27 protein-coding genes are annotated in these 24,525 nt (G+C 61.4%); 15 read left to right on the top strand and 12 right to left on the bottom strand.

Annotation, left to right across the window (positions count from 1 at the left end; all coding sequences use genetic code 11):
- Nucleotides 1-2 precede the first annotated feature (2 nt).
- Genes dapF through lptM form a run of 3 tightly spaced genes read right to left on the bottom strand, consistent with a single transcriptional unit; the run spans nucleotide 3 to nucleotide 2,267 of the window.
- On the bottom strand, nucleotides 3-833 hold the full coding sequence (dapF, locus tag JN524_RS09315) for a diaminopimelate epimerase (protein ID WP_027610441.1): 831 nt from the start codon (nucleotides 831-833) through the stop codon (nucleotides 3-5).
- A 3-nt stretch (nucleotides 834-836) separates the two neighbouring features.
- Nucleotides 837-2,084 (bottom strand): diaminopimelate decarboxylase, encoded by a 1,248-nt coding sequence (lysA, locus tag JN524_RS09310; RefSeq protein WP_098966238.1) that lies wholly within the window; start codon nucleotides 2,082-2,084, stop codon nucleotides 837-839.
- Between the two features lie 9 nt (nucleotides 2,085-2,093).
- The gene (lptM, locus tag JN524_RS09305; RefSeq protein WP_007911098.1) at nucleotides 2,094-2,267 is read right to left on the bottom strand and encodes an LPS translocon maturation chaperone LptM; all 174 of its coding nucleotides are present in this window, start codon (nucleotides 2,265-2,267) and stop codon (nucleotides 2,094-2,096) included.
- Between the two features lie 329 nt (nucleotides 2,268-2,596).
- Between lptM and cyaY the strand changes: the two genes are divergently transcribed.
- From cyaY to rnk, 3 genes are all read left to right on the top strand, one after another.
- Nucleotides 2,597-2,923: an iron donor protein CyaY gene (gene cyaY / locus JN524_RS09300; RefSeq protein ID WP_007964535.1), complete on the top strand. Its 327-nt coding sequence runs from the start codon at nucleotides 2,597-2,599 to the stop codon at nucleotides 2,921-2,923.
- Nucleotides 2,924-2,925: 2 nt separating this feature from the next.
- Complete coding sequence (locus JN524_RS09295) at nucleotides 2,926-3,144, top strand: DUF1289 domain-containing protein (RefSeq protein WP_202369172.1); 219 nt, start codon at nucleotides 2,926-2,928, stop codon at nucleotides 3,142-3,144.
- 230 nt (nucleotides 3,145-3,374) lie between these two features.
- Complete coding sequence (gene rnk, locus JN524_RS09290; protein ID WP_202369171.1) at nucleotides 3,375-3,785, top strand: nucleoside diphosphate kinase regulator; 411 nt, start codon at nucleotides 3,375-3,377, stop codon at nucleotides 3,783-3,785.
- Between the two features lie 6 nt (nucleotides 3,786-3,791).
- Here the strand turns inward: rnk and JN524_RS09285 are convergent, their stop codons facing one another.
- From JN524_RS09285 to JN524_RS09275, 3 genes are all read right to left on the bottom strand, one after another.
- Nucleotides 3,792-6,635 carry a class I adenylate cyclase gene (locus JN524_RS09285; protein WP_202369170.1) on the bottom strand — a complete coding sequence of 948 codons (2,844 nt, stop codon included), beginning with the start codon at nucleotides 6,633-6,635 and terminating at the stop codon, nucleotides 3,792-3,794.
- Nucleotides 6,636-6,819: 184 nt separating this feature from the next.
- Entirely contained in the window at nucleotides 6,820-7,065 is a 246-nt protein-coding gene (locus JN524_RS09280) for a TIGR02647 family protein (protein ID WP_007964531.1), read from the bottom strand.
- A gap of 196 nt (nucleotides 7,066-7,261) precedes the next feature.
- Nucleotides 7,262-7,546: a hypothetical protein gene (locus JN524_RS09275; protein ID WP_202369169.1), complete on the bottom strand. Its 285-nt coding sequence runs from the start codon at nucleotides 7,544-7,546 to the stop codon at nucleotides 7,262-7,264.
- 123 nt (nucleotides 7,547-7,669) lie between these two features.
- On the opposite strand from JN524_RS09275, the gene JN524_RS09270 reads away from it, so the two are divergent.
- Nucleotides 7,670-8,329 carry a glutathione S-transferase family protein gene (locus tag JN524_RS09270; protein WP_202369168.1) on the top strand — a complete coding sequence of 220 codons (660 nt, stop codon included), beginning with the start codon at nucleotides 7,670-7,672 and terminating at the stop codon, nucleotides 8,327-8,329.
- 110 nt (nucleotides 8,330-8,439) lie between these two features.
- Here JN524_RS09270 and argH read toward each other — a convergent pair whose 3' ends face one another.
- Nucleotides 8,440-9,834, bottom strand: coding sequence for an argininosuccinate lyase (argH, locus tag JN524_RS09265; protein ID WP_027610449.1), 1,395 nt, complete (start codon nucleotides 9,832-9,834; stop codon nucleotides 8,440-8,442).
- A gap of 472 nt (nucleotides 9,835-10,306) precedes the next feature.
- Here argH and JN524_RS09260 point away from each other — a divergent pair, with 472 nt between their 5' ends.
- The 7 genes from JN524_RS09260 (at nucleotide 10,307) to rsd (ending at nucleotide 16,705) form a co-directional block, all read left to right on the top strand.
- Complete coding sequence (locus tag JN524_RS09260; protein ID WP_202369167.1) at nucleotides 10,307-11,053, top strand: LytR/AlgR family response regulator transcription factor; 747 nt, start codon at nucleotides 10,307-10,309, stop codon at nucleotides 11,051-11,053.
- Nucleotides 11,054-11,190: 137 nt separating this feature from the next.
- The gene (hemC, locus tag JN524_RS09255) at nucleotides 11,191-12,132 is read left to right on the top strand and encodes a hydroxymethylbilane synthase (protein ID WP_202369166.1); all 942 of its coding nucleotides are present in this window, start codon (nucleotides 11,191-11,193) and stop codon (nucleotides 12,130-12,132) included.
- The gene (locus tag JN524_RS09250; protein WP_202369165.1) at nucleotides 12,129-12,896 is read left to right on the top strand and encodes a uroporphyrinogen-III synthase; all 768 of its coding nucleotides are present in this window, start codon (nucleotides 12,129-12,131) and stop codon (nucleotides 12,894-12,896) included. Before hemC ends, JN524_RS09250 begins: the two co-directional genes overlap by 4 nt.
- A 16-nt stretch (nucleotides 12,897-12,912) precedes the next feature.
- Nucleotides 12,913-14,055 (top strand): uroporphyrinogen-III C-methyltransferase, encoded by a 1,143-nt coding sequence (locus JN524_RS09245; RefSeq protein ID WP_202369164.1) that lies wholly within the window; start codon nucleotides 12,913-12,915, stop codon nucleotides 14,053-14,055.
- Nucleotides 14,052-15,290: a heme biosynthesis protein HemY gene (locus tag JN524_RS09240; protein ID WP_202369163.1), complete on the top strand. Its 1,239-nt coding sequence runs from the start codon at nucleotides 14,052-14,054 to the stop codon at nucleotides 15,288-15,290. Before JN524_RS09245 ends, JN524_RS09240 begins: the two co-directional genes overlap by 4 nt.
- Before the next feature lie 218 nt (nucleotides 15,291-15,508).
- Nucleotides 15,509-16,060, top strand: coding sequence for a disulfide bond formation protein B (locus tag JN524_RS09235; protein WP_202369162.1), 552 nt, complete (start codon nucleotides 15,509-15,511; stop codon nucleotides 16,058-16,060).
- A 186-nt stretch (nucleotides 16,061-16,246) separates the two neighbouring features.
- Nucleotides 16,247-16,705, top strand: coding sequence for a sigma D regulator (rsd, locus tag JN524_RS09230; protein ID WP_131670681.1), 459 nt, complete (start codon nucleotides 16,247-16,249; stop codon nucleotides 16,703-16,705).
- Nucleotides 16,706-16,782: 77 nt separating this feature from the next.
- Here rsd and JN524_RS09225 read toward each other — a convergent pair whose 3' ends face one another.
- On the bottom strand, nucleotides 16,783-17,448 hold the full coding sequence (locus tag JN524_RS09225) for an FKBP-type peptidyl-prolyl cis-trans isomerase (RefSeq protein WP_202369161.1): 666 nt from the start codon (nucleotides 17,446-17,448) through the stop codon (nucleotides 16,783-16,785).
- A gap of 192 nt (nucleotides 17,449-17,640) precedes the next feature.
- On the opposite strand from JN524_RS09225, the gene JN524_RS09220 reads away from it, so the two are divergent.
- Nucleotides 17,641-18,774, top strand: a complete 1,134-nt coding sequence (locus JN524_RS09220; protein ID WP_202369160.1) for an AlgP family protein — start codon at nucleotides 17,641-17,643, stop codon at nucleotides 18,772-18,774.
- On the opposite strand, the gene JN524_RS09215 is transcribed toward JN524_RS09220, so the two are convergent.
- Nucleotides 18,771-19,235, bottom strand: coding sequence for a TIGR02444 family protein (locus tag JN524_RS09215; RefSeq protein WP_202369159.1), 465 nt, complete (start codon nucleotides 19,233-19,235; stop codon nucleotides 18,771-18,773). The two genes, JN524_RS09220 and JN524_RS09215, sit on opposite strands and share 4 nt — an antisense overlap.
- Nucleotides 19,236-19,285: 50 nt before the next feature.
- Here JN524_RS09215 and JN524_RS09210 point away from each other — a divergent pair, with 50 nt between their 5' ends.
- The 3 genes from JN524_RS09210 to JN524_RS09200 all read left to right on the top strand — a co-directional run bounded on the left by JN524_RS09210 (nucleotide 19,286) and on the right by JN524_RS09200 (nucleotide 22,573).
- Nucleotides 19,286-21,196 carry an ATP-binding cassette domain-containing protein gene (locus JN524_RS09210; protein WP_202369158.1) on the top strand — a complete coding sequence of 637 codons (1,911 nt, stop codon included), beginning with the start codon at nucleotides 19,286-19,288 and terminating at the stop codon, nucleotides 21,194-21,196.
- Nucleotides 21,196-21,777: a mechanosensitive ion channel family protein gene (locus JN524_RS09205; protein ID WP_202369157.1), complete on the top strand. Its 582-nt coding sequence runs from the start codon at nucleotides 21,196-21,198 to the stop codon at nucleotides 21,775-21,777. The genes JN524_RS09210 and JN524_RS09205 overlap by 1 nt, the downstream gene beginning before the upstream one ends.
- A gap of 163 nt (nucleotides 21,778-21,940) precedes the next feature.
- Nucleotides 21,941-22,573: a LysE family transporter gene (locus JN524_RS09200; protein ID WP_027610461.1), complete on the top strand. Its 633-nt coding sequence runs from the start codon at nucleotides 21,941-21,943 to the stop codon at nucleotides 22,571-22,573.
- Between the two features lie 199 nt (nucleotides 22,574-22,772).
- On the opposite strand, the gene JN524_RS09195 is transcribed toward JN524_RS09200, so the two are convergent.
- Genes JN524_RS09195 through JN524_RS09185 form a run of 3 tightly spaced genes read right to left on the bottom strand, consistent with a single transcriptional unit; the run spans nucleotide 22,773 to nucleotide 24,518 of the window.
- Nucleotides 22,773-23,516, bottom strand: coding sequence for a hypothetical protein (locus JN524_RS09195; RefSeq protein ID WP_027610462.1), 744 nt, complete (start codon nucleotides 23,514-23,516; stop codon nucleotides 22,773-22,775).
- A gap of 3 nt (nucleotides 23,517-23,519) precedes the next feature.
- Nucleotides 23,520-24,107 carry a penicillin-binding protein activator LpoB gene (gene lpoB / locus JN524_RS09190; RefSeq protein ID WP_003229365.1) on the bottom strand — a complete coding sequence of 196 codons (588 nt, stop codon included), beginning with the start codon at nucleotides 24,105-24,107 and terminating at the stop codon, nucleotides 23,520-23,522.
- Nucleotides 24,108-24,143: 36 nt separating this feature from the next.
- Nucleotides 24,144-24,518, bottom strand: a complete 375-nt coding sequence (locus tag JN524_RS09185; RefSeq protein ID WP_202369156.1) for a YcfL family protein — start codon at nucleotides 24,516-24,518, stop codon at nucleotides 24,144-24,146.
- Between the last annotated feature and the right edge of the window lie 7 nt (nucleotides 24,519-24,525).

Below are 24,525 nucleotides of genomic sequence, written 5' to 3'. Positions count from 1 at the left end.
ACTCAAAGACGCACTTGTCCTTCGTATACACGCACTGCCGGGCCGGTCATCAGCACCGGGTGGCCAGGGCCTGCCCATTCAATGGACAGACGCCCGCCGGGCAGGTCGATCAACAGCGGCGAATCCATCCACCCCTGGCTGATGGCCGCAACTGCAGCGGCACAAGCGCCGGTGCCGCAGGCCTGGGTTTCCCCGGCGCCGCGTTCCCAGACGCGCAACTGCGCGCGGTTGCGGTCGATGACCTGGATGAAACCGACATTGACCCGTGCCGGGAAGCGCGGATGGTGTTCGATTTTCGGCCCCAGTTCATGCACCGGTGCATTGTTGATGTCCTGTACGCGCAGCACTGCATGGGGGTTGCCCATTGATACAGCGGCCAGTTCGACCGTGGTGCCGTCGACTTCCAGCTGGTAACTGCTGGCCTGCGCCGGCGCGTCGAACGGAATATCCGCCGGCACCAGACGCGGCGCGCCCATGTTGACACCGATCTGGCCGTCGTTACGCACGTCCAGCTCGATGATGCCGCCCTTGGTCTCGACGCGAATCTGCCGCTTGGCAGTCAGGCGCTTGTCCAGAACGAAGCGGGCGAAGCAGCGTGCACCGTTGCCGCACTGTTCCACTTCCGAGCCATCGGAGTTGAAGATCCGGTAACGGAAATCCACGTCCGGGTTGCTCGGCGCTTCGACGATCAGCAACTGGTCGAAACCGATACCGGTGTGCCGGTCGCCCCATTGCTTGGCGTGCTTGGGCTGAATATGCGCGTGCTGGCTGACCAGGTCGAGAACCATGAAGTCATTGCCCAGGCCGTGCATTTTGGTAAAACGCAGCAGCATGGGTTACTCCGGCAGCAGGCTTTCGCCGGCAAACAGCTCGGCCACGGTTTCGCGGCGGCGCACTTCAAAAACCTGATCACCGTCTACCAACACTTCAGCGGCACGGCCACGGGTGTTGTAGTTGGAACTCATGACGAAGCCGTAGGCACCGGCCGAATGCACGGCCAGCAGGTCGCCTTCTTCCAGCGCGAGCTCACGATCCTTGGCGAGGAAATCGCCGGTTTCGCAGATCGGGCCGACGATGTCGTATTTGCGCGCAGCGGAGTCACGCGGTTTGATCGCAGTGACGTCCATCCAGGCCTGATACAGCGCCGGGCGGATCAGGTCATTCATCGCCGCGTCGACGATGGCGAAATCCTTGTGTTCGGTGTGCTTGAGGTACTCGACCTGGGTCAGCAGCACGCCAGCGTTGGCGACGATGAAGCGGCCCGGTTCGAACACCAGCGCCAGGTCACGACCGTTCAGACGCTCGCGCACGGCCTTGATGTAGTCGCCGGCCAGTGGCGGTTCTTCATCGCGATAACGCACGCCCAGGCCACCACCGAGATCGATGTGGCGCAGGTGGATGCCGCAGTCGCCGAGGCGGTCGACCAGATCCAGCAGACGGTCGAGGGCATCGAGGAACGGCGGCAGGGTGGTCAGTTGCGAGCCGATGTGGCAGTCGACACCGATCACTTCCAGGTTCGGCAGGTGCGCGGCACGCACGTACACGTCTTCGGCGTCGGCAATGGCGATGCCGAACTTGTTCTCTTTGAGACCGGTGGAAATGTAAGGGTGGGTGCCGGCATCGACGTCCGGGTTCACGCGCAGCGAAACCGGTGCGCGAACACCCAGCTCGGCAGCCACGACTTGCAGGCGCTCGAGCTCGTCGGTGGATTCGACGTTGAAGCAGTGCACGCCGACTTCCAGCGCGCGACGCATGTCGTCACGGGTCTTGCCGACGCCGGAGAACACGATCTTGTCGGCGCTGCCGCCAGCGGCCAGCACACGTTCCAGCTCGCCACGGGAAACGATGTCGAAACCGGCGCCGAGACGGGCCAGGACATTCAGCACGCCGAGGTTGGAGTTGGCCTTGACTGCGTAGCAGACCAGGTGCGGCATGCCGGCCAGCGCATCGGCGTAGGCCAGATATTGGGCTTCGATGTGCGCACGCGAGTAGACATAGGTGGGCGTGCCGAAGCGGTCGGCGATGGCGGACAGCGCCACACCTTCCGCGAACAGCTCCCCGCCACGGTAGTTAAAAGCGTCCATGGCGATCCCTTATTGGTAAACGTCGTGCTTGTGTGCTTTGGACGGCTGCTTTTGCGAAGACTGGGCTTGCTCGGCCGGGTCCTGATCGTCATCCGGCAGGTACAGCGGGCCTTTTTGACCACAGGCCGAAACGAGGCAGGCAACCGCGACGAGCGCAGCAAGGGAAGAGATCAGGCGCTTCATGGCGAAATCCTTGAAAATGCGTTAATTGCGCCGGAGTATACCGGCCACCCGGCAGCTTGCCTATGCGAGGGGGTTCCCGTCCGGCGGGGCTGTCTGGATAGACCTGAAGCCTTGTGCGAGCGAGCCTGCTCGCGAAGAGGCCGGCACATCCGATATGTTCGCTGGCTGACACACCGCTTTCGTCGGATCGCCGCCCGGAGCAAGCTCGCTCCCACAGGGGCCAGTGCTGCATGGGAAACGGTGCTTGGTCGTTAATCTTTGCAATCGGCCGGCAGCGCCCGTATCTTGCGGCGCTTGAGCCTGAGCAGACATTTTTTGAGGTTGCCACAATGAGTTTGTCCGAAGCGCGTTTCCACGATCTGGTCGATGCCACCCAGCAGGCGTTGGAAGAGTTGCTGGAGGATCATGCCGACGATATCGAGATCACGGCCGGCATGATGACCATCAAGTTCGATAACGGCAGCCAGTTGATCATCAGTCGCCAGGAGCCGCTGCGTCAGCTGTGGCTGGCGGCGCGTTCCGGTGGATTCCATTTCGACTACGACGAAGAGTCGGGCAAATGGAGTTGCGAGAAGTCCGAAGAGTTGCTCGGTGAAGTGCTGGCTCGTTGTGTCCAGGACCAGGCCGGCCTCGAGCTGGATTTCGAAGAGATCTGATCGTGACCGAGGCTGCCCCGCGTCCCCCGAAGCCGCTCTACAGCAACGTCAGCCCGGCCGTGCCGTCGCCGTGCTCCGGCGTGTGCCGGCTGGATGAGCAGAAGGTTTGCCTTGGCTGCTTCCGCCATGTCGAGGATATTCGCGAATGGCGCTCGGCGGACGATCAACGCCGCCGGATCATCTGCGCCCAAGCCGCAGACCGCCGCAATTCCTCAATGTAGGAGCTGCCGAAGGCTGCGATCTTTTGCTTTTAAGATTCAAGGATCAAAAGATCGCAGCCTGCGGCAGCTCCTACAGGGTTAGCGGGTTGCCCGGGTGGGTGACTTGTATATTTTTTGAGCTGTGATAGTGTCCGAACACGCCTCAACCCATCGAGGCCTGGTGAAAACCCCGTCTTTTTTGGCGGGGTTTTGCTTTTTTTGTGTGCAGAAGAAAGGAGTCTGCCCGGATCATGACCGCACCTTCCATCACCCTTACCCGTCTGGACGTACAACGTCTGGAGCGCCTGATCGACAGCCTGGATGACACGCTGCCGGGCGTGATCGCGCTGCAAACCGAACTGGATCGCGCCGACACCGTGGTCGGCCACGATGAAGTGCCCGCCGATGTCGTGACGATGAATTCCCGCGTGCACTGCCGCGAAGAGGGCAGCGGCAAGGACTATCACCTGACGCTGGTCTATCCCAAGGATGCCAACGCCGACGAAGGCAAGATCTCGATCCTCGCACCGGTCGGCAGCGCGCTGCTGGGCCTGAAGGTCGGTCAGCACATCGACTGGCCGGCTCCGGGTGGCAAAACCCTGAAACTGATTTTGCTCGAGGTCGAATCGCAACCGATCAAGGGTGGCGATTTTCCGGAGTAACCCGCCTCAGACCTGTTCGAGCGCCTCGTTCAGGGCGCGCTCCAGGTCGGCCTTGTAGCGCAGATACAGATTGCTTGAACTCTGACCATCACCGAGCAGGCCCGAGAGGTCCAGGTCGGTGATGTAGCAGCGATAGCGCTCGGTCTCGCGGCGCTGCTCGACGATTTCCCGGGCGACCACGCGGAACAACTGGTCACCATGTTCCAGCTCGCTGAATTCCCGTTGATTGCAATACAGGGTGACTTGCACCTCTCCGGGCGCGGCTTTGCCGACGATCGCCTGCACGTCGTAGAACGGTTTGTTGACCGGTGTCTGCGGCGCCGGCCGTGCTTCGACCCGTCGCGCGCGCCCCGGGCCAGAAGGCAATAGCTGGTAATACAAGGTTTCTAGGCCGACCGTCGGGCTGCCATCCATCGGCAATAGCGCTTCGCGTCGGTACTGGATCGATTGCAGGAAGCGCTGCAGCGGCACCAGCAGGCTCTGTTCATCGTGGTACGGCAAATGCTGTTGCCACAACGCGTTGAACTCATCCAGCACGTACAGTTCGGCCTGTTGTTCGCTGATCCGGTAGAACACCTGAATCGATTCCGGCTGGCCCATCGGCAGGATCAGCGCGAGGTCGTGATCCTCCAGCGCCATCGGGTCCAGGTGCAGCGGGCTGTAGCGCGGCTGTTCTTCGCCCAGATAATCGAGCAGCGCCGGCAAGGTGGCGAGCGCGACATGATTGACCTGTCCCGGCACCAGCTCCAGCACGTGATAGTGCTGTTGCACCTGAATCAGGTAGCGGTGATTGAGCTCGCTGAGCAGCAGGGTTTGCGCGGTGTCGATGACTTCTTCGACGCGCCGGGCAATGAACTGCGCGCGGTTGTGGCAGAAACAGCGCACCTTCAACGACGGCTGCTGCGAGCCGCGCGGCAGATTGTTGAGATAGTCGCGCAGGCAATCGAGCAATGCGTGGGGGCCGTCGAAGCGGTTGACCAGCACTTCATTCCAGCTGTTGAGCGTGACCTGGTCGAGGGTCAGCACGAGGTTTTCGCGCACCCCGGCGTAACTCAGCGAGTCAGTACGCTCGGTGGTCATCAGGATGTTCAAGTCGCGGTGATGCTTGAGCGGATCGACACCGACGTTGACCAGCATCAGCACTTCGCTCGGCACCGCGGCACGCAGCAGCGGTTCTTCGGCGACGGTCGGCAAGGGCAGGGCGATGCACTGCTGCAGGCTGCCGAGCAGATTGAACAACTCGAACTCGCTCATGTCGCTGGTACCGGGGTGCAGCGCCAGTCGGGTGCTGCTATCGATCACACCGTTGCGATGGCACCAGGTCAGCAGTTCGAGCAGTTCGCGGCTGCGCTTGATCGGCGCGAAGTGCTCCCATTCCAGGGCATTCAGGCTGCCGTTGTACAAGCCCCACTGGGTTTGCCCAGGCTCTTTTTTATTCGGCGATTGCACCAGCGTCAGGGTGTCTTCGGCCAGATCCGGGGCGATGCCGGGATTGATGAATTCGACCTTGTCGGCCTTGCGCTCGAACGCGGCGTACAGGCGACGACCGAGCACGTTCAGGTCGCGCTTGTTGATCAGGCTGACGGTCTGTTCGGTGCGGGCGAACTGGGTCAGGAAGCGGTAGCTGTAATTCAGCTCATTGACCAGGGCGCGGCGTTCGGCGCTGACCTGGCGGACTTTCCACTGGCTGCGGCTGTCGAGCAAGGCCAGCTGGCGCTGATCCCAATGCCATTCGTGCGCCAGGCGCTCCAGCAACGAGCGCTGCCAGCTCTGGGTGCGGCTGTTGCCGGTGAGCTTGCGGTTGACCTTGAGGTACAGCGCGCGCCGCACCAGCTCCAGACGCTCCGGCTCGTTGCGGGCGCTGAGGTATTCCTCGATGCGTCGGTACACCACCATGTACGGATCGAGCTCATCCAGGTCCAGCTGATTGGCGAACACGGCTTGCTTGTAGCGCAGGCTCAGGCACTGCACGTTCGGGTGTTCGCTGGCGTAGACCTCGGTCAGCAACAGCTTGAGCACCGACTTGTAGGGCGACTCGATGCCCTTGAACAACTGCCACAGGCCGGCGCCGATGAACTCGCCCGGCGGAATCGTTGCCAGATGCCCGAGATCAAGCGTCTCGTCGGCGCGAATGAAGCGCTTGGACAGCAGAGTGTGGGTGTACAGGTCGTAAGCGCGTTCTTCGTAGACCGGCACCAGCCACCAGATCGGCGTGCGCCCGGCCAGCCAGATCGCGGTGCGATAAAACTCGTCCAGCAACAGATAGTGCTGCGTGCTGCCGCAGTTTTCGGAGCTGAGCTGGGTGTCGCGTTCGCCTTTGACGAAGCGTATCGGGTCGATCAGAAAGAAGTGCGCTTCGGCGCCTTGGGTCGCGGCCCAGGCTTCGAGGAGCTGGCATTTTTTGCGCAGCTCGGCGAGTTCGTTGTCGCTCAGGTCCGGCGCATGGCAGACCCACACATCCATGTCGCTCTGATCGGCCTGAGCCAGGGTGCCGAGGCTGCCCATCAGGAACAAACCGTGAATCGGTCGTGGCGGGTTGCTGCCGTGGCGCGGCTTGTAAGAGAACGAACGGGTCAGGCGCTGGGCTTCTGCCAGCGCGTTGGCATCCGGCTCGTAGGTGGACAGCCCGGCTGGCGTGCTGCCGGAAACATAACCCGGCAGCAGCGGGTGATTGACGTGGAAGAACAGTGGCAGCAGGGTCAGCACGCCTTGCTGGCGGGTCGACAGACCTTCTAACGCCCGGCCAAGGCGACCTTCATTGAGTTTGAGAAAGCGCGCACGCAGCTGGCTGAGCACCTTGCGGTCGATTCCCTCGTCCAGATCGGGGCGGATTTCATGGGTGCGCGTCATGTCAGCTCAAACCGGCTCGCAGGCCGGACGAAGAGGGTCTCGGAATGGGAGGCAGTTTAGCCTTTGCGCAGCTGGACTTTTAAGCTGAATTTGTTTTTTTGACGTCAGATTTTTAGCGGTGAGCGATCAAGCGGGCCCGCGGAAATCCCGTGGCAGGAGTTCCCGTGGGCGAAGACGGGAAAAATCAGGCGGTTGCCTGCTCTCTCAGAATGGTCAGCACGGTTTGCACATTTTGCGCGGCATCGCGACCCAGGCTGGTCAGATACCCGCCATCAGGCTGGTCGGTGAGTTCTTTCTCGAAGAGGCGTTTGGCGGCGGCGATATGTTTCGGGGCAGCGGTCTGATGAATTTTCAAACCTTCCTGGGAACTGTCCAGGTTGAAGAGTGCGAGGACTTCCAGTTCGGCAACCAACTCAGGGGTAAGCGACATAAGGACTCCAGACTTTCTAGGAATTGGACGACAGCGCCCCTAAGGTGAACCTGCTTTTGCGGCATGTCCAGTGCTCAGATCAGGGATTTTGTCTTGAGGCGAATTCCAGTGTAGCCCCCATAAAAAAGATCGCAGCCTGCGGCAGCTCCTACAGTGGATTCGTGTAGGAGCTGCCGAAGGCCGCGATCTTTTGATCTCAGGCTTTTTCCGGCGGCAACTCGGGCAGCGCACGCAGTGCGGTTTCATACCACTCGGTATTGAACGCGCGGTCTTCATCGAGCATCGCGTCAATCTCATAGGCCAGCACGTGCGCCATCAGGTTGAGGATCTCTTCACGCTCGACTCCCACCAGCGTCAGCTTGTTGAAGGTCGCTTTGGCCGCTGGCGGGTTGTCGCTTTCGATCTGGTTCTCGATGGCTTCGATCAACGTCGCCTCGGTGAACTCTTCTTCGTCGTTGTCGATGTCTGTCGGCTCGCTCATGGCAGGCTCCTCAAGGAAAGGCGCCAGTTTACCCGCATTCAGCGGCGTGATGCTGCTGGCGGGATCGAGCCCGGCGATCTATAAACAGTGACTGCCCACCCCGCACGGCCTGGAGGCTATGTGATGTTCAAGCTCTACGGATTCGCTGTCAGCAACTACTACAACATGGTCAAGCTGGCGCTGCTGGAAAAGGGCCTGGCGTTCGAAGAAGTCACCTTCTACCCGACGCCGACGCCTGAATCATTGGCGATCAGTCCACGCGGCAAAGTGCCGGTGCTGGGCGTCGAGGCGGGTTTCATCAACGAAACCGCGATCATCCTTGAATACCTCGAGCAGACCCAGAAGGGCACGCCGCTGCTGCCGAGCGATCCATTCGAGCGGGCGCAGGTGCTGGCGATCGCCAAGGAAATCGAGCTGTACATCGAACTGCCGGGCCGCGCCTGCTATGGCGAAGCGTTCTTCGGCTCGCCGGTGCCGGAGGCGATCAAGGAGAAAACCAAAGCCGAGCTGCTGCTGGGGTTCGCGGCGTTGGGCCGCCACGGCAAATTCGCCCCGTACGTGGCGGGCGACAGTTTGAGCATCGCGGATTTGTATTTCCTGTACAGCGTGCCGCTGGCGTGTGCGGTCGGGCAGAAACTGTTCGGGATCGATTTGTTGGCAGAGATGCCGAAAGCCAAGGCGCTGCTGGAGCGGCTTGAGCAGAATCCGCATGTGCAGAAGATTGCGGCGGACAAAGAATTGGCGATGCCGGCGTTTTTGGCGATGATCGCAGCGAAGAAGTAGGTCTTGCAGTGTTCTGAAGTCAGCATTCGCGAGCAAGCCCGCTCCCACATTTGGACTGTATTAACAAATCCAGACTGTGGGAGCGAGCCTGCTCGCGAAGCTTTTGACCTTTAGCGGCTGGCGATCAGGGCCTGACCGCGAACCACCGCTGCCTTGACCTGCGCCGGCGCAGTCCCGCCGATATGGTCACGGGCATTCACCGAGCCTTCCAGGGTCAGCACGGCGAACACGTCCTGCTCGATCTGGTCGCTGAACTGACGCAGTTCTTCCAGGCTCATCTCGGCCAGATCCTTGCCAGTGTCCACGCCGTACTTCACCGCGTGACCGACGATTTCGTGGCAGTCACGGAACGGCAGACCACGGCGCACCAGGTAGTCCGCCAGGTCGGTCGCGGTGGAGAAACCACGCAGGGCCGCTTCACGCATGATCGCGTGTTTCGGTTTGATCGCCGGGATCATGTCGGCAAACGCCCGCAGCGAATCGCGCAGGGTGTCGGCGGCGTCGAACAGCGGCTCTTTGTCTTCCTGGTTGTCCTTGTTGTAGGCCAGTGGCTGGCCCTTCATCAGGGTCAGCAGGCCCATCAGTGCGCCGAATACGCGACCGGTTTTGCCGCGTACCAGCTCCGGCACGTCCGGGTTTTTCTTTTGCGGCATGATCGAGCTGCCGGTGCAGAAGCGGTCCGGCAGATCGATGAACTGGAACTGCGCGCTGGTCCACAGCACCAGCTCTTCGGAGAAGCGCGACAGGTGCATCATCGCGATGCTGGCGGCCGAGCAGAATTCGATGGCGAAGTCGCGATCGGAAACGTTGTCCAGCGAGTTGCCGCCGACGGCGTCGAAACCCAGCAGTTGCGCGGTGTATTCGCGGTCGATCGGGTAGGTGGTGCCGGCCAGCGCAGCGCTGCCCAGCGGCATGCGGTTGGTGCGCTTGCGGCAGTCGACCAGGCGCTCGTAGTCGCGGCTGAGCATTTCGAACCAGGCCAGCATGTGATGCCCGAAGGTCACTGGCTGAGCAGTTTGCAAGTGAGTGAAGCCGGGCATGATGCTCGCCGCTTCACGTTCGGCCTGCTCCAGCAGGCCTTTTTGCAGGCGGGTGATCTCGGCCAGGATCAGGTCGATCTCGTCGCGCAGCCACAGGCGGATGTCGGTGGCGACCTGGTCGTTGCGGCTGCGCCCGGTGTGCAGTTTCTTGCCGGTGATGCCGATGCGATCGGTCAGGCGTGCTTCGATGTTCATGTGCACGTCTTCGAGGTCGACGCGCCAGTCGAACTGGCCGGCCTCGATTTCGCCCTGAATGGTCTTCAGGCCGTCGATGATGCTGTCGCGCTCGGCATCGGTCAGCACGCCGACCTTGGCCAGCATGGTGGCGTGGGCGATCGAGCCCATGATGTCGTGGCGATACAGGCGCTGGTCGAAGGTGACGGAGGCGGTGAAGCGGGCGACGAAGGCGTCGACGGGTTCACTGAAGCGGCCGCCCCAGGACTGATTGGTCTTGTCAGTGCTCATGAATTCGCTCGTATCGGCTTGAAGAAAGAAGGCGTGAAACGCTGGCGCGGATAATAACAGGGTTGCCAATCCTGTCGCTGACACCGGTCGATACGTTTTTTTCTCATCTGCTCATTCATAGTCGGCGCCGTCTGCAGCGGATTTGCGCAAGGATATTTTTCGATTGAGCAATATCGGCCCGGCAAGCGTCTACAGTTGGACATAAGGGTCGGCGCGACTGCGGATCGCACAAAGGTCCGGACGCCGACTATAAGAAGAGGGGGTGGGTGGTTTTGTCCTTTGGCATACCCCGTGAAAAACGCACGAAACAGCGGGCTTTGAGCGGTACGACCCGGACACTGGCAAATATTGCTGGCCGACGTACGGCACTTTTTGGCGCTCGGGCTAGTCTTAGCGTGGATCGCGGTGACGGACGTCACTTCACCTGTCTACGCTATCCTTGTGCGAGACTCACGCAGGAATCCAGCGCAATATGAATGTCCTGATCGTTGATGACGAACCACTGGCTCGCGAGCGCCTAAGCCGAATGGTAAGCGAGCTCGAGGGTTATACAGTCCTGGAGCCCAGCGCCACGAATGGCGAAGAGGCGTTGGCGCTGATCGACAGCCACAAGCCGGATATCGTGCTGCTCGATATCCGCATGCCGGGCCTTGATGGCCTGCAGGTCGCTGCCCGTCTGTGCGAACGCGAAACGCCGCCGGCCGTGGTGTTTTGCACCGGCCCCGATGAATTTGCCCTGGAAGCCCTGCAGGCCAGCGCCGTGGGCTATGTGGTGAAACCCGTGCGAACCGAACATCTGCATGACGCCCTGAAACGGGCTGAACGTCCCAACCGGACGCAACTCTCGGCTCTGACCCGTCCCGCCGCCGAAAGCGGTAACGGCCCGCGCAGTCATATCAGCGCCCGTACCCGCAAAGGCATCGAGCTGATCCCGCTGGATCAGGTGGTCTATTTCATTGCCGATCACAAATACGTGACCTTGCGCCATGAGAGCGGCGAAGTGCTGCTGGACGAGCCGCTGAAGGCCCTTGAAGACGAATTCGGCGAGCGTTTCGTGCGCATCCACCGCAACGCGCTGGTCGCCCGCGACCGCATCGAACGCTTGCAACGCACACCGCTGGGGCATTTCCAGCTGTTCCTCAAAGGCCTCAATGGTGATGCGCTGATCGTCAGTCGTCGACATGTGGCCGGTGTGCGCAAGATGATGCAGGGCCTCTGATCCGGCCTTCGCGCACGGTTTCACTTTCTTCTGCCGGGCATTGCAGGCCAGGGAGGCCACGCCGTTTCTGATTCAGGTCAAAGTGGATTTGGCTGAGCTGTTATTATCCGCCGTATCTATTCAGTACGGATTGATCCATGTCCTCTCGCGAAATCCGCATCGCCACCCGTAAAAGTGCGCTGGCCCTCTGGCAGGCCGAATACGTCAAAGCCCGTCTGGAGGCGGCCCACCCGGGTCTGCTGGTGACACTGGTGCCCATGGTCAGTCGCGGCGACAAGCTGCTCGACTCGCCGCTGTCGAAAATCGGCGGCAAGGGTCTGTTCGTCAAAGAACTGGAAACTGCGCTGCTGGAAAACGAAGCCGACATCGCCGTGCACTCGATGAAAGACGTGCCGATGGACTTCCCCGAAGGCCTTGGCCTGTTCTGCATCTGTGAACGCGAAGACCCGCGCGATGCTTTCGTTTCCAATATCTACGCCAGCCTCGATGCGCTGCCTGCTGGCGCCATCGTTGGCACCTCCAGCCTGCGGCGTCAGGCGCAATTGCTGACCCGTCGTCCTGATCTGGAAATCCGCTTCCTGCGCGGCAACGTCAATACCCGTCTGGCCAAACTTGATGCCGGTGAGTACGACGCTATCATCCTCGCGGCGGCCGGACTGATCCGTCTCGGTTTCGAAGACCGTATCACCTCGGCCATCAGTGTCGATGACAGTCTGCCGGCCGGTGGCCAAGGCGCTGTCGGCATCGAATGCCGCAGCGCCGACACGCAAATCCACGCCTTGCTCGCACCGTTGCATCACGCCGATACCGCTTCGCGTGTGACCGCTGAACGTGCCCTCAACAAACATCTGAATGGCGGCTGCCAGGTGCCGATCGCATGCTACGCCGTGCTCGAAGGTGAGCAGCTGTGGCTGCGTGGTCTGGTGGGCGAGCCGAGCGGCGGCAAGCTGCTCAGCGCCGAAGCGCGTGCGCCGCGTGCCAATGCCGAAGCGTTGGGCGTGCAGGTCGCTGAAGATCTGCTCGGTCAGGGTGCCGACGACATTCTCAAGGCGGTGTATGGCGAGGCAGGTCACGAGTGACTGGCTGGCGCCTGCTGCTGACGCGCCCTGCGGATGATTGCGCGGCGCTGGCCGAGGTGTTGGCCGGGCAGGGGATTTCCAGCAGTTGCCTGCCGCTTCTGGACATCGTGCCGCTGCCGGTTTCTGAGAAAATACGTCAGGCGCTGAAGCAGCTTTCCGGTTGCAGCGCGGTCATCGTGGTCAGCAAACCGGCGGCGCGGATTGCGCTTGATTTGCTGGACGCTCATGGGCTTCAGTCGATGTCGATGCCGTGGTTCAGCGTCGGTGCGGCGACCGCGCAGATTCTTCGCGATCACGGTCTCGATGTGCACTGTCCCGCCGACGGCGATGACAGTGAAGCCCTGCTGCAATTGCCGCGTCTGCGCGAGGCGGTCACCGGGCCCGGCGCGCAGGTGTTGATCCTGCGTGGCGAGGGTGGTCGCGAGCTGCTTGCCGAGCGCCTGCGCGCGCTTGGTGCTAGTGTCGAGTATCTGGAGTTGTATCGGCGTGACCTGCCGGCCTACCCGCCGCAAGAGCTGCCGCGGCGCATTGCAGCGGAACGCTTGAACGGGCTGGTGGTCAGCAGTGGACAGGGTTTCGAGCACTTGCGTCAGATGGCCGGCGATGCCTGGCTTTCAATTGCGCAGTTGCCGTTGTTTGTGCCAAGCCCAAGGGTCGCCGAGCTGGCACATGCCGCCGGGGCCCTAACAGTTGTGGATTGCCGCGGCGCGAGTGCCGCGGCTTTGCTGACGGCGTTACGGGAGCATCCCGTGCCCGTTCTCTAATGCAAAGGATGGATACGTGAGCGAAACAGCCTTGCCTAAAGATGATGTCCAGCCTGTGATTGATGCCCAGGTTGAAACTCCACCGCCGGCCAAAGAGCCGCGCCGAGGCAACGGACTGGCCATTGTCGCCCTGTTGCTCGGCGCTGCCGGCGTGGCGATCGGTGGCTGGGGTGTCTGGCAGGTGCGTCACCTGCAGAGCAACACCGCACAACAGTCAGGCCAGGTGCAGGCACTGAACGATCAGGCGCAGAGCCTCAAACTCAACGAACAGCGTCTGACCGAGCGCCTCGCGCAATTGCCCGGTGCCGATGAACTCGCCGAACGTCAGCGTCTGGTGACGCAATTGCAGGGGGATCAGCAGCGCCTCAATCAGCGTCTGGAAACCGTTCTCGGCGCCAGCCGCAAGGACTGGCGTCTGGCCGAGGCTGAGCATCTGCTGCGTCTGGCCAGCCTGCGTCTGTCGGCCTTGCAGGACATCAGCAGCGCTCAGGCGCTGGTGCAGGGTGCCGACGAAATTCTCCGTGAACAGAACGATCCCGGCTCGTTCGCCGCCCGTGAGCAAGTGGCCAAGACCCTCGTCGCCCTGCGCAGCACCGAGCAGCCGGATCGCACCGGGCTGTTCCTGCGCATCGGGGCCTTGCGTGATCAGGTCATCCAACTGACCGAACTGGCGCCGGAGTACAAGGATCGCGGCGAATCGCTGCTGGGCCTGACCACTGACGGCGATGGTGCCAGTCGCTGGGCGCAATGGTGGGATCAGGTGTCGCGCTACATCCGCATCGATTTCAATGCCGACAAGAATGTGAAGCCACTGCTGGCCGGGCAAAGTCTGAGTCAGGTACGCCTGGCGCTGAGTCTTGCGCTGGAGCAGGCGCAATGGGCGGCGCTCAATGGCCAGGGGCCGGTCTACAGCCAGGCGCTGACCGAAGCGCGGGACGTGCTCAAGGGCAATTTCAATCCGGATAATCCACAGAGCAAAATCATGCTCGAACAGGTCGCCGAGCTGAGCCAGCAACCGGTCACCGTCAAGACGCCGGACCTGACCGGTACGCTGAGTGCGGTGCAGGCTTATCTGGAGCGCCGCAACGTCAACGCTGAAGAATCGGTCAAGCCGTTCGCCAAACCTGCCGCCAATACCGCGCAGGAGACCACGCCATGAAACGCCTGTATGTGATCGTATTTCTGGTGATCGCGGCGACAGCGGCACTGGGCCTGGCGATTGCCGAGCACTCCGGTTACGTGCTGATTGCCTACAAGAGCTTTCGCTATGAATCGAGCCTGTGGGCGGCGCTGGCACTGATCGCGGTGTTGTGGTTATTGATCTGGGGCATCAAGGCCCTGGTCGAGCTGGTCATGGCCTCCAGTGGCGTGGTCAATCCGTGGTCGCGCCGCAACCGCAGCCGGCGGGTACAGGTGGCCATCGAACACGGGCAGTTGGATCTGGCCGAAGGTCGTTGGGCCAGCGCGCAACGTCACCTTTCTCGCGCCGCCGAGGCCGAGCGCCAGCCGCTGTTGTATTACCTCGGTGCGGCACGCGCGGCCAACGAACAAGGCAAGTACGAAGAATGCGATCAGTTGCTTGAACGTGCGCTGGAGCGCCAGCCGCAGGCCGAGTTGGCGATTGCCTTGAGTCATGCGCAGTTGCAGACCGATCGTGGTGACACCGACGGCGCCCTGGTAACCCTGCAAGCGATGCACGAGCGGCATCCGCATAACGTGCAGACCTTGCGACAGTTGCAGCGTCTGCATCAGCAGCGCGGCGACTGGTCGGCGGTGATTCGCCTGTTGCCGGAACTGCGCAAGGACAAGGTACTGCCGCCGGCCGAACTGGCTGAACTGGAACGTCGTGCCTGGGGTAACAACCTGTCCCTGGCGGCGCATCGGGACGAGGATGGCAAGGTCGGTCTGCAGTCACTCACTCGTGCCTGGGAACAGCTGACTTCTGCGCAGCGTCAGGAGCCGGCGCTGGTGTTGGCATACGCCGAGCAACTGCGTCAGTTGGGTGCTCAGGTGGAAGCGGAGGAAGTCCTGCGCAGCGCCCTCAAGCGCAAGTACGACAGCCATCTCGCGCGTCAGTATGGCCTGGTGCGCGGCAGTGATCCGGCGCGTCAGTTGCAGGCCGCTGAAGGCTGGCTCAAGGAGCATCCGGCGGATCCGAGCCTGTTGCTGACCCTCGGTCGGCTGTGTCTGCAAACCAGCTTGTGGGGCAAGGCACGGGATTATCTGGAAAGCAGTCTGCGGGTGCAGCGTAACCCGGAAGCCTGCGCAGAGCTGGCGCGTCTGCTTGCGCAACTGGGTGACACCGAGCGCAGTAACCAGCTGTTCCAGGAAGGCCTTGGACTGCTGGATGAGCGCCTGCTGGCCGCGCCGTTGCCGGTGCCGGTTCACGTCTGAAATCACGAGGGAGGACGCTCCCTCGTGAACGTTCAGTGAGCGAATAATTACCTCCGGCGGGCTTCTTGGGCAAAGTCCTACAGCGGGATACACCTTTTCCTCTCGCGCCTGTCGGGTTTTCCCTACGCTTCTGGTGAACTGTCGCCAGGCACCTGCCTTGAAAGGCTGACAAGCTTTCCTCTACCGTAACTGCCTGTCTCCACTGTTACGGAAAAGCCATGTCGTTGGCCTGTTCACGCTCCTTGTTTTTCACGGCTTTCACTGCAGGCGCACTGGCCCTGGGAGCTTCCTATTATCTCGAATATGCGGTGGGGCTGACGCCCTGCAGCCTGTGCCTGGCGCAACGTTTTTTCATGGCGTTGCTGACGGCCTGTTGCGGGCTGGCGGCGATCCATGGCCCACGGCGTGTCGGCCTGTCGCTCTATTGGGCTGCCGCGCTTGGCCTGAGCATGGGTGGAACGACGGCGGCCTGGCGGCAGGTGCTGTTACAGAGTGATCCGCTGGTGCAAATGACCCGTTGCGCGCCCGATTCCGAAGCGCTGTTCAGCAACCTGCCGTGGTTGTGTGCAACGGTGCGGATGTTCAAGGGTGGTGTCGATTGCGCGGAAATTTCCTGGACGTTGTTCGATTTGAGCATCCCGGAATGGAGTCTGCTGTTCTTTGTGGCGATGTCGATCCTTGCGGTGTACCAATTGCTGCGTCTGGTCTGGAGCGCTCTGCGACGACCGCTCAGCGGCGAAGCGTCGCACCGGGCGCTGGTCGGGGATTAAACACTTGTATGAACTTTATCTCCTGCGTACCTTGAAGCCATAGGCGTGCGGGCATAATCTGGCCCGCACGTGTCATTGGATTTATGTTGCTCGATGACGCTCTGCCCGGTCGGCCTCCAAGCGATAACAGCCAGAAGAGTGGCGCGGGTGTAGAGCAGCATGACCCACAAGGGAAGAGAGATCGCCATGCTCGAAAGTTGTCAGAATGCTCAGGAACGCTGGGGTGGAGTTCATCTGCTGATCGACCGCTGGTTGCAAGAGCGTGAAGAACTGATCGGTGCCTACGACAAGTTGGGCGACAAACCACAGGCTCTGTCCGAGAACCGTAAACCCTTGCTGGAATTCTGCGGCGTGCTGGTCGACTACGTCTCGGCCGGGCACTTCGAGATCTACGAACAGCTGACGGGCGAAGCCAAGGCGTTCAATGACAAGCGCGGACTCGAACTTGCCGAAACCCTCTACCCGCGTATCGACGTCATCACCGAAAAACTCCTCGCGTTCAACGACCTTTGCGATGCAGGCAAATGCGTCGCCGAGAAGTTCAAGGAACTGGGTGGCCTGCTGCACGAACGCTTCGAACTGGAAGACTGCCTGATTGAAGTGCTGCACACGGCACACAAGCAGGAAGATCCGGTCCAGGCCTGACAGGTTTCTCGCAGGCATAAAAAACGCGATGCGCCGAAAGCGCACCGCGTTTTTTTATGCCCGTGAATCGGCGTGAATCAGCTCGTTGCACCGCGCAATTCGACTTCAAACACCAACGGTGTGAACGGCGGGATCAGATCGCCCGCACCGTCTGCGCCGTAGGCCTGATCCGATGGAATCACCAGTCGCCACTTGGCACCAACCGGCATGTTCTGCAGTGCGGTACGCCACCCGGCAATCACGCTGTCGAGACTGAACCATTGCGGCTGAGTGTTCTGATCGAACACGGTGCCGTCCGGTAGGCGACCGACATACAGCACCTGCACTTTGCCATCGGGGCCGGCCTTGGCACCGGTGCCCGGTGTCAGCTCGGTCAGCAGGATGCCATCGGCCAGTTCCTTCACCCCCGGCTTGGCTTTTTCGGCGGTGAGAAAACGTTGCTCGTTTTCCATCGCGGCATCGCTCGAAGGCCGCGAAGCGTGTTCGGCGTTCTGCGATTCATGATCGGCGAGGATCTGCTCGATTCGCGCTTCGCTCAGTGCCAGTGGCTTGCCTTGATAGGCCTGCTGCAAACCGTCGACCAGTGCTTGAATCTGCAGTTGCGGCACCTCCTGGCGCAGCCGCTCGCCGAGGCTGGCACCGAGGCTGTAGGCCAGATCGTGAGCGTCGTTCGCGGTGGTTTTTTCGTCGGCCTGGGCCATGGAGAAAATCATCCAGAGGGATAAAAAAAGGTAGCGCGACATGGGCACTCTCCGTCCTGAGATGCGGGCGATTATGCCAGCGCGAAGGTCTGCAACGGTGAACTGCTTTTGTCTTTGTGCAGAACATTTTCGCTTCGTTGCAACGCAACGGTTTCGTTACTGTCAAGATGACCTAGCGGCGGTAACTGCAGAGGTCTAGTATGAGCCGCACTCACGTCAGCCAGGAGGTAAACCATGTCGGCCACCAAGAAGCCTGTAAACACTCCGTTGCACTTACTCCAACAACTCTCGGGCAGCCTGCTCGAGCATTTGGAAAACGCTTGCTCCCAAGCCTTGGCTGATGCTGAAAAACTGCTCGCCAAACTGGAAAAGCAGCGCGGCAAGGCGCAAGAAAAACTGCACAAATCCCGCACCAAATTGCAGGACGCAGCCTCTGCCGGTAAAGCCAAGGCGCAGAACAAGGCCAAGGCTGCCGTCAAAGAACTCGAAGACCTGCTCGATGCGCTGAAGGATCGTCAGTCCGACACTCGCGGCTACATTCTGCAACTCAAGCGCGATGCCCAGGAAAGCCTGAAACTGGCTCAGGGTGTCGGTCGCGTGCAAGAGGCCGCTGGCAAGGCGCTGTCCTCCCGCGCTGCCAAACCTGCAGCAGCTACAGCGAAAAAAACGCCAGCCAAACCTGCTGCGGCGAAAGCCCCGGCGAAAACCGCTGCGGCAAAACCGGCAGCCAAACCAGCAGCCAAGGCACCGGCTAAAACCGCCGCCAAACCTGCTGCAAAAACCGCAGTGAAAAAACCGGCTGCGGCGAGCGCTGCGAAACCGGCCGCACGTACTGCCGCTGCCAAACCTGCAGCGGCCAAACCGGCTGCCAAGCCAGCAGCAAAACCTGCTGCGCGCAAAGTCGCTCCGGCAAAAACCGCTGCGGCTAAACCAGCTGCCAAAGTAGCGGTAAAACCGGCTGCCAAACCTGCCGCGAAAACCGCCGCTGCAAAACCGGCAGCCAAGACTGCGGCCAAACCGGTCGCGGCAAAACCTGCTGCCAAGGTTGCTGCCAAACCAGCGGCCAAGCCTGCCGCTAAAACCGCTGCCAAACCTGCAGCAGCAAAACCTGCGACCGCTGCAGCCAAGCCTGCTGCCAAACCAGTAGCCGCAAAGCCGGCCGCCAAGCCAGCAGCAAAACCTGCCGCGAAAAAACCGGCCGTTGCCAAACCCGCTGCCGCCAAACCGGCGGCTGCACCGGCTGCCAAGCCAGCCGCTCCGGCACCGGCCGCCGCACCTGCTCCAGCCGCTTCTACCTCGACCACCACGACTGCGCCAACGCCAGCCGCTGCGTCGAGCGTCAGCAGCAACCCGACCAGCGCTTCCTAAGTGCCGGTTGCCGCGACGCGCAGCACGTGCAGCGCGTCGCGGTTCGGGCTGGCGGTCGATCCCGCCAGACTCTCCAGCCATTGCCCGGACGCTGATACTTCATCACGCGGCCAGTCCTGCGCAGCCTGTTCCAGTTGCCACAGCAAGTGCCGTTCGGCTTCCAGCTCCAGCGCTTTCATTTGCTCTCGCAGACCCTTGAGTACCGGATCGTCTTCGGCCAGGGTTTTCCATTGAGTGCGTAATGCACGCAGTGGCTGCACCACCTCCCGATCCCAAGGCCCCACCAGCTCTTTCAACTGCTCTACGCGCTGTTCGTCACAGTCCGTGCCCCGTTGCTCAAGCCACAGACCACAGAGCAGCAGGCAGACATTGGCCCCTGCCATTTGCAGTTGCAGGCAGGCAGGTTCCACGCCCGGTCGGGCGTAGGTGGCAAGGGAAAAGCTCCACAGGTCAGAGGACATCGTGCTACTCGCGCCAGTTGTGAGCGAAGCTGGTAGACTCCGCCGCCATTATGATCCGACTTCAGAACCTGACTTTACAGCGTGGCCCGCAACGTCTGCTAGAAGACGCCGAGCTGACCCTGCACGCCGGCCACAAAGCCGGCCTCATCGGTGCCAACGGTGCCGGCAAATCCAGCCTGTTTGCCTTGCTGCGCGGCGAGTTGCACCCGGACTCGGGCGATTGCCTGCTGCCGGCCGACTGGCGAATCGCGCACATGCGCCAGGAGGTCGACACCCTCGAGCGCCTGGCGGTCGACTATGTGCTCGATGGCGACCTGCGTCTACGTGAGGTGCAACGTGACCTCGCCGTCGCCGAAGCGGCCCACGATGGTACGGCTCTGGCCCGCCTGCACGCCGAGCTCGACAGCGCCGACGGTTATACCGCCGATGCGCGGGCACGCAAGTTGCTCGCCGGCCTCGGCTTCACCAACGAGCAGATGGACCGTCAGGTAGGAGATTTCTCCGGTGGCTGGCGGATGCGTCTGAACCTGGCGCAGGCCTTGATGTGTCCTTCGGACCTGTTGCTGCTCGACGAACCGACCAACCACCTGGACCTCGACGCGATCATCTGGCTCGAAGAGTGGCTGAAAAGCTACCCGGGCACCTTGCTGCTGATTTCCCACGACCGCGACTTCCTCGATGAAGTGGTCGATCACGTGGCTCATGTCGATCAGCGCAAACTGACCCTGTACCGTGGCGGCTACACCGCGTTCGAACGCGCCCGTGCCGAACGTCTGGCCCAGCAGCAACAGGCCTACGAGAAGCAGCAGGCGCAACGTGCGCACATGGAAAGCTACATCGCCCGCTTCAAGGCCCAGGCCACCAAGGCCCGTCAGGCGCAGAGCCGGATCAAGGCCCTGGAGCGCATGGAAGAGCTGTCGGCGGCGCATGTCGATTCGCCGTTCGACTTCGTGTTCCGCGAGTCGACCAAGATCTCCAGCCCGCTGATCGACCTGTCCGATGCGCGTCTGGGTTACGGCGAAAAAACCATCCTGGAGAAGGTCAAGCTGCAACTGACCCCGGGTGCGCGGATCGGTCTGCTCGGGCCGAACGGTGCCGGGAAATCGACCCTGATCAAGAACCTCGCCGGGGAGCTCGAGCCGCTGGCCGGGCGCCTGACCCGTGGCGAGAACACCGTGGTTGGCTACTTCGCCCAGCATCAACTCGACTCGCTGGATGCCAAGGCCAGCCCGTTGCTGCACTTGCAGCGTCTGGCGCCGACCGAACGCGAGCAGACCCTGCGCGACTTTCTCGGCGGTTTCGATTTCCGCGGCGCACGCATCGACGAGCCGGTGCTGAATTTCTCCGGTGGCGAGAAGGCCCGTCTGGCCCTGGCATTGATCGCCTGGGAACGGCCGAACCTGTTGCTGCTCGACGAACCGACCAACCACCTCGACCTGGAAATGCGCCTGGCGCTGACCATGGCGCTGCAGGAATTCAGCGGCGCGGTACTGGTGGTGTCTCACGATCGGCACTTGCTCAAGAGCACCACCGACAACTTCTACCTGGTCGCGGACGGCAAGGTCGAAGAGTTCGATGGCGACCTCGAAGACTACGCGCGCTGGCTGGTGGAATACCGTCAGCGCAACGCGCCGGTCAGCAATACCCCGGTGAACCCGGACAAGACCGACAAGAAGGCTCAGCGCCAGGCGGCTGCTGCATTGCGCCAGCAACTGGCACCGCACAAGCGTGAAGCCGACAAGCTTGAAGACGAGCTGGGCAAGCTCCACGAGAAACTCGCCAAGGTCGACGCCAGCCTCGGTGACAGCGACATCTACGAGCCGGCACGCAAGAACGAGTTGCGTGATCTGCTGGCCGAGCAGGCCAAGCTGAAAGTGCGCGAAGCCGAGCTGGAAGAAGCCTGGATGGAGGCACTCGAAACGCTGGAAAGCATGCAGGCGGAGCTGGAGGCGCTGTCCTGATGGAAGCGTTCAAGCTGCCGCTGCCGGCGATGTGGGTCGAGCCGATCTGGCTCGGCGTGCAGATTCTGCTGATCCTGGTGGCCGGCTACTTCGCTCAACGTGTCGTCGCTCGATTCCTCACCCGCCTGGGCGAGCGCTATCCGTTTCCGCCGCAGTTGTTGATGCCGCTGCGTGGCGGTCTGCGCTGGCTGATCATGGGCAGTGCGTTGATCTTCGTGCTGGAACGCCTCGGGGTGTCGGCCACGGTGCTGTGGACGGCGCTGTCGGGTTTCGTCGCGGTGGCGGCGGTGGCGTTCTTCGCCATGTGGAGTGTGCTGTCGAACCTGCTTTGCGCGATTCTGATCTTCACCGTCGGCCCGTTCCGCCTCGGCGATGTGGTCGAGCTGGTAGACACTACCGACAAGCCGGGTGTCAAAGGCCGGGTGGTGGCGATCAATCTGCTCTACACCACATTGATCGAAGCCGAGGAACTGGGTACTGGCAGCGCCATGGTGCAAGTGCCGAACAGCCTGTTCTTCCAGCGTTCGGTGCGGCGTTGGCGCGGGAGTGATGTGTTTCCTTCCAGCGGTTTCGAGAAGTAGTTTTTCCAAGCAAGATCAAAGATCGCAGCCTGCGGCAGCTCCTACATGGAATTGATGCTCACCTGTAGGAGCTGCCGCAGGCTGCGATCTTTTGATCTTTTGCTTTTAAGCCCAAACCGCATTAGCTTTGACGTCTTGTCACGAGCATGAGTCGAGGTGTGCGATGGAGCTTCAAACATGGCTGGCATTCTTTGCCGCCTGCTGGGTGATCAGTCTGTCCCCGGGTGCTGGCGCCATTGCGTCGATGTCCAGCGGTCTGCAATACGGTTTCTGGCGCGGTTACTGGAACGCCCTCGGCCTGCAGATCGGCCTGGCGGTACAGATTGCGATTGTCGGCGCCGGTGTCGGCGCGATCCTCACCGCATCGGCCACCGCATTCCATGCGATCAAATGGTTTGGCGTGGCCTATCTGGTCTATCTGGCGATCAAGCAGTGGCGTGCGCTGCCGATGGACATGAGCGATGACGCGGCGGTACGGCCGATCGGCAAACCGCTGGCGCTGGTGTTCCGTGGGTTTCTGGTGAACATCAGTAACCCCAAGGCGCTGGTGTTCATGCTGGCGGTGTTGCCGCAGTTCATCAATCCGCACGCACCGTTGCTGATTCAGTATGTGGTGATCGGGGCAACCATGATCTGCGTGGATCTGATTGTCATGGCCGGCTACACCGGACTGGCGTCCAAGGTGCTGCGTCTGTTGCGTACACCGCAGCAGCAGAAACGCATGAACCGCACGTTTGCCGGGCTGTTCATCGGCGCGGCTGCGTTCATGGCGACGTTGCGTAAAGCGGCGGTCTAAAAGCTTCGGCCACAAAAAAGGCGACCTCTTGAGGTCGCCTTTTTATTCCTACTGATTTCTCCAGTGAACTCCGTTGTAGCGAGGGGATTCATCCCCGATGGGGCGCGAAGCGGCCCCGCTCTTGACCTGACAAGAAGGGGCCTGCTGCGCAGTCCATCGGGGATGAATCCCCTCACCACAGAGTTATTCACTCAGCCGGTCAGTGCAAAATCACCGGCGCGGTATCGCGCGGCAGGTTGTTGCGCTGCTGTGCCTCACGCGGCTGCTCGTAACCACCGCCACCAAGCTGCATGCTCAGTTGCCCGGCGACGTCTTCGCCCAACGCTTTCGACACTTCACGTACCACCCGAGGGCGATTCAACGAAATCTTGATGTCGCGGCCATTCACCAGTTTGGTGTCCTGCGCTTCGCCCATCGCCGTGAAGGCCGAGGTGATCTCGTAGGTCTTGGTGTTGATCAGGCTGAAATCGGCCACCAGCGTCAGGCCCAGCACCGCCGAGTAGCTGTCGGTGTGCGCCAGCTCGTTCATGTCCTGGGTGAAGTCGATGTCCGACACGGTGCCGAACAGCACGTAGTCGGCACCCTTGAAGTTGCCGGCCTTGATGCGCTTGATCACGTCGTACACGTCACCCTTGGACGACGCGGTGTACGGCGTGCCCTGCACCAGCTGGAACATCCCGGTGCGCAGGATTTCGCCCTTGATGTCGCCGGTGAATTTACGCAGTTCACCCTGCTCGATGTAGCTGGTGGTCGCTTCCAGCTCGTTGTAGTTCGAGGAACCACTGGAGCTGTAGTAACCCTCGCGGTAATTGTTCTGCGCCGAAACGATGTGAATGTACTGCTCCACACGCTCCTGATACGCCAGATCCGTCACCGCGACTTTCGGGGCCGCTTGCACGCTGAACGCGCAAGCCAGGGCCATCATGCCAATCCATGCGCGCATCAATTAACGCTCCGTGGTTTTGCGGATCTCTTTTTCGTCCATCCACTCGGCCAGACCGCTTTCGACGTCGATCAGTTGCAGGCTGAATTTGTAGAAGACGTCCTTGTAGTCGCTGCTGCGCTTGACGATCGAGCTGATCGAGCCTTCCAGACGGTATTTGGCGGCGATCATGTTGCCGGTCTTGGCCACGGTGCTCTTCTTGTACAGGCCGCTCTGGTTTTGCAACTTGAGCTGGTCGACCTGGCTCTGCATCGCGGTGTTATCGCTGGCGAAGCGGGCGGTGCCGGATTTCATCAACTGAGTCTTGATGCTGGTGGTGATTTCGCGGGTATCGATGTACTCGCTGGTCTTGTTCTTCACGTCGTAGACCTGCACCACCGGGCGGCCCTGCAGAATGCCGGACTGGGCCAGCGAGCGGGTCATCGATTCGGCGATCATTTGCAGGTCGGTCGAGCCGAATTCGTTGGTCACGGTTTCAACCGCTTTGGTGTCGCCGTAGCTGATGTTCTTGCTGCCCAGGGTCGGCGAGGTGTTGGCGCAACCGGAAGCCAGCAGGGCGAGGACAGCGATCAGGGAAAAGCGTGCAAACATGGGAATGCTCTCTAAAACAGGAATAGGGTGGCGGACTTAAGGCGTCTTGAGTTCGAGACGGAAATCCACGGCTTTCGGGGTCGGGGCGATGCCCTGGATGAAGCTGGTCTGAGCGCCGTACATCATCTGGCTTTTCCAGACTTCTTCCTCGGCGACCGGGAAACCTTCCGGGCCAAGCCAGGCGAAGCGGTAGTAGAACGTCTTGTTGCTGTTGAGGGTGTTGGTCAACTGCACATTGACGGTCATGAAGCCGTTCTCACGGGCGACGCGCATGGCGCCGACCGCAATGTGTTTCTGCGGGCCCATGGCCACGACCTTGCTCGCGGCGCTGCCCGGCTCCGGTGGTGGCGGGGTGGCGCAGCCGCTGGCCAGGATGGCGAGAGCGACGACGGCGAAGAGTTTCAAGCGCATGCAAAGA

It is taken from the genome of Pseudomonas sp. MWU318, from assembly GCF_016756945.1.
Lineage (GTDB): Bacteria > Pseudomonadota > Gammaproteobacteria > Pseudomonadales > Pseudomonadaceae > Aquipseudomonas > Aquipseudomonas putida_A.
The sequence above is the reverse complement of the archived record's forward strand: the minus strand, read 5'-3'. Positions and strand labels throughout refer to the sequence as shown.

Excerpts from the sequence above, each read along its gene's own strand:
- dapF (WP_027610441.1), bottom strand. The coding sequence starts at position 833 with ATGCTGCTGCGTTTTACCAAAATGCACGGCCTGGGCAATGACTTCATG.
- lysA (WP_098966238.1), bottom strand. The coding sequence starts at position 2,084 with ATGGACGCTTTTAACTACCGTGGCGGGGAGCTGTTCGCGGAAGGTGTG.
- lptM (WP_007911098.1), bottom strand. The coding sequence starts at position 2,267 with ATGAAGCGCCTGATCTCTTCCCTTGCTGCGCTCGTCGCGGTTGCCTGC.
- cyaY (WP_007964535.1), top strand. The coding sequence starts at position 2,597 with ATGAGTTTGTCCGAAGCGCGTTTCCACGATCTGGTCGATGCCACCCAG.
- rnk (WP_202369171.1), top strand. The coding sequence starts at position 3,375 with ATGACCGCACCTTCCATCACCCTTACCCGTCTGGACGTACAACGTCTG.
- JN524_RS09285 (WP_202369170.1), bottom strand. The coding sequence starts at position 6,635 with ATGACGCGCACCCATGAAATCCGCCCCGATCTGGACGAGGGAATCGAC.
- JN524_RS09280 (WP_007964531.1), bottom strand. The coding sequence starts at position 7,065 with ATGTCGCTTACCCCTGAGTTGGTTGCCGAACTGGAAGTCCTCGCACTC.
- JN524_RS09275 (WP_202369169.1), bottom strand. The coding sequence starts at position 7,546 with ATGAGCGAGCCGACAGACATCGACAACGACGAAGAAGAGTTCACCGAG.
- JN524_RS09270 (WP_202369168.1), top strand. The coding sequence starts at position 7,670 with ATGTTCAAGCTCTACGGATTCGCTGTCAGCAACTACTACAACATGGTC.
- argH (WP_027610449.1), bottom strand. The coding sequence starts at position 9,834 with ATGAGCACTGACAAGACCAATCAGTCCTGGGGCGGCCGCTTCAGTGAA.
- JN524_RS09260 (WP_202369167.1), top strand. The coding sequence starts at position 10,307 with ATGAATGTCCTGATCGTTGATGACGAACCACTGGCTCGCGAGCGCCTA.
- hemC (WP_202369166.1), top strand. The coding sequence starts at position 11,191 with ATGTCCTCTCGCGAAATCCGCATCGCCACCCGTAAAAGTGCGCTGGCC.
- JN524_RS09240 (WP_202369163.1), top strand. The coding sequence starts at position 14,052 with ATGAAACGCCTGTATGTGATCGTATTTCTGGTGATCGCGGCGACAGCG.
- JN524_RS09235 (WP_202369162.1), top strand. The coding sequence starts at position 15,509 with ATGTCGTTGGCCTGTTCACGCTCCTTGTTTTTCACGGCTTTCACTGCA.
- rsd (WP_131670681.1), top strand. The coding sequence starts at position 16,247 with ATGCTCGAAAGTTGTCAGAATGCTCAGGAACGCTGGGGTGGAGTTCAT.
- JN524_RS09225 (WP_202369161.1), bottom strand. The coding sequence starts at position 17,448 with ATGTCGCGCTACCTTTTTTTATCCCTCTGGATGATTTTCTCCATGGCC.
- JN524_RS09220 (WP_202369160.1), top strand. The coding sequence starts at position 17,641 with ATGTCGGCCACCAAGAAGCCTGTAAACACTCCGTTGCACTTACTCCAA.
- JN524_RS09215 (WP_202369159.1), bottom strand. The coding sequence starts at position 19,235 with ATGTCCTCTGACCTGTGGAGCTTTTCCCTTGCCACCTACGCCCGACCG.
- JN524_RS09210 (WP_202369158.1), top strand. The coding sequence starts at position 19,286 with ATGATCCGACTTCAGAACCTGACTTTACAGCGTGGCCCGCAACGTCTG.
- JN524_RS09205 (WP_202369157.1), top strand. The coding sequence starts at position 21,196 with ATGGAAGCGTTCAAGCTGCCGCTGCCGGCGATGTGGGTCGAGCCGATC.
- JN524_RS09200 (WP_027610461.1), top strand. The coding sequence starts at position 21,941 with ATGGAGCTTCAAACATGGCTGGCATTCTTTGCCGCCTGCTGGGTGATC.
- JN524_RS09195 (WP_027610462.1), bottom strand. The coding sequence starts at position 23,516 with ATGCGCGCATGGATTGGCATGATGGCCCTGGCTTGCGCGTTCAGCGTG.
- lpoB (WP_003229365.1), bottom strand. The coding sequence starts at position 24,107 with ATGTTTGCACGCTTTTCCCTGATCGCTGTCCTCGCCCTGCTGGCTTCC.
- JN524_RS09185 (WP_202369156.1), bottom strand. The coding sequence starts at position 24,518 with ATGCGCTTGAAACTCTTCGCCGTCGTCGCTCTCGCCATCCTGGCCAGC.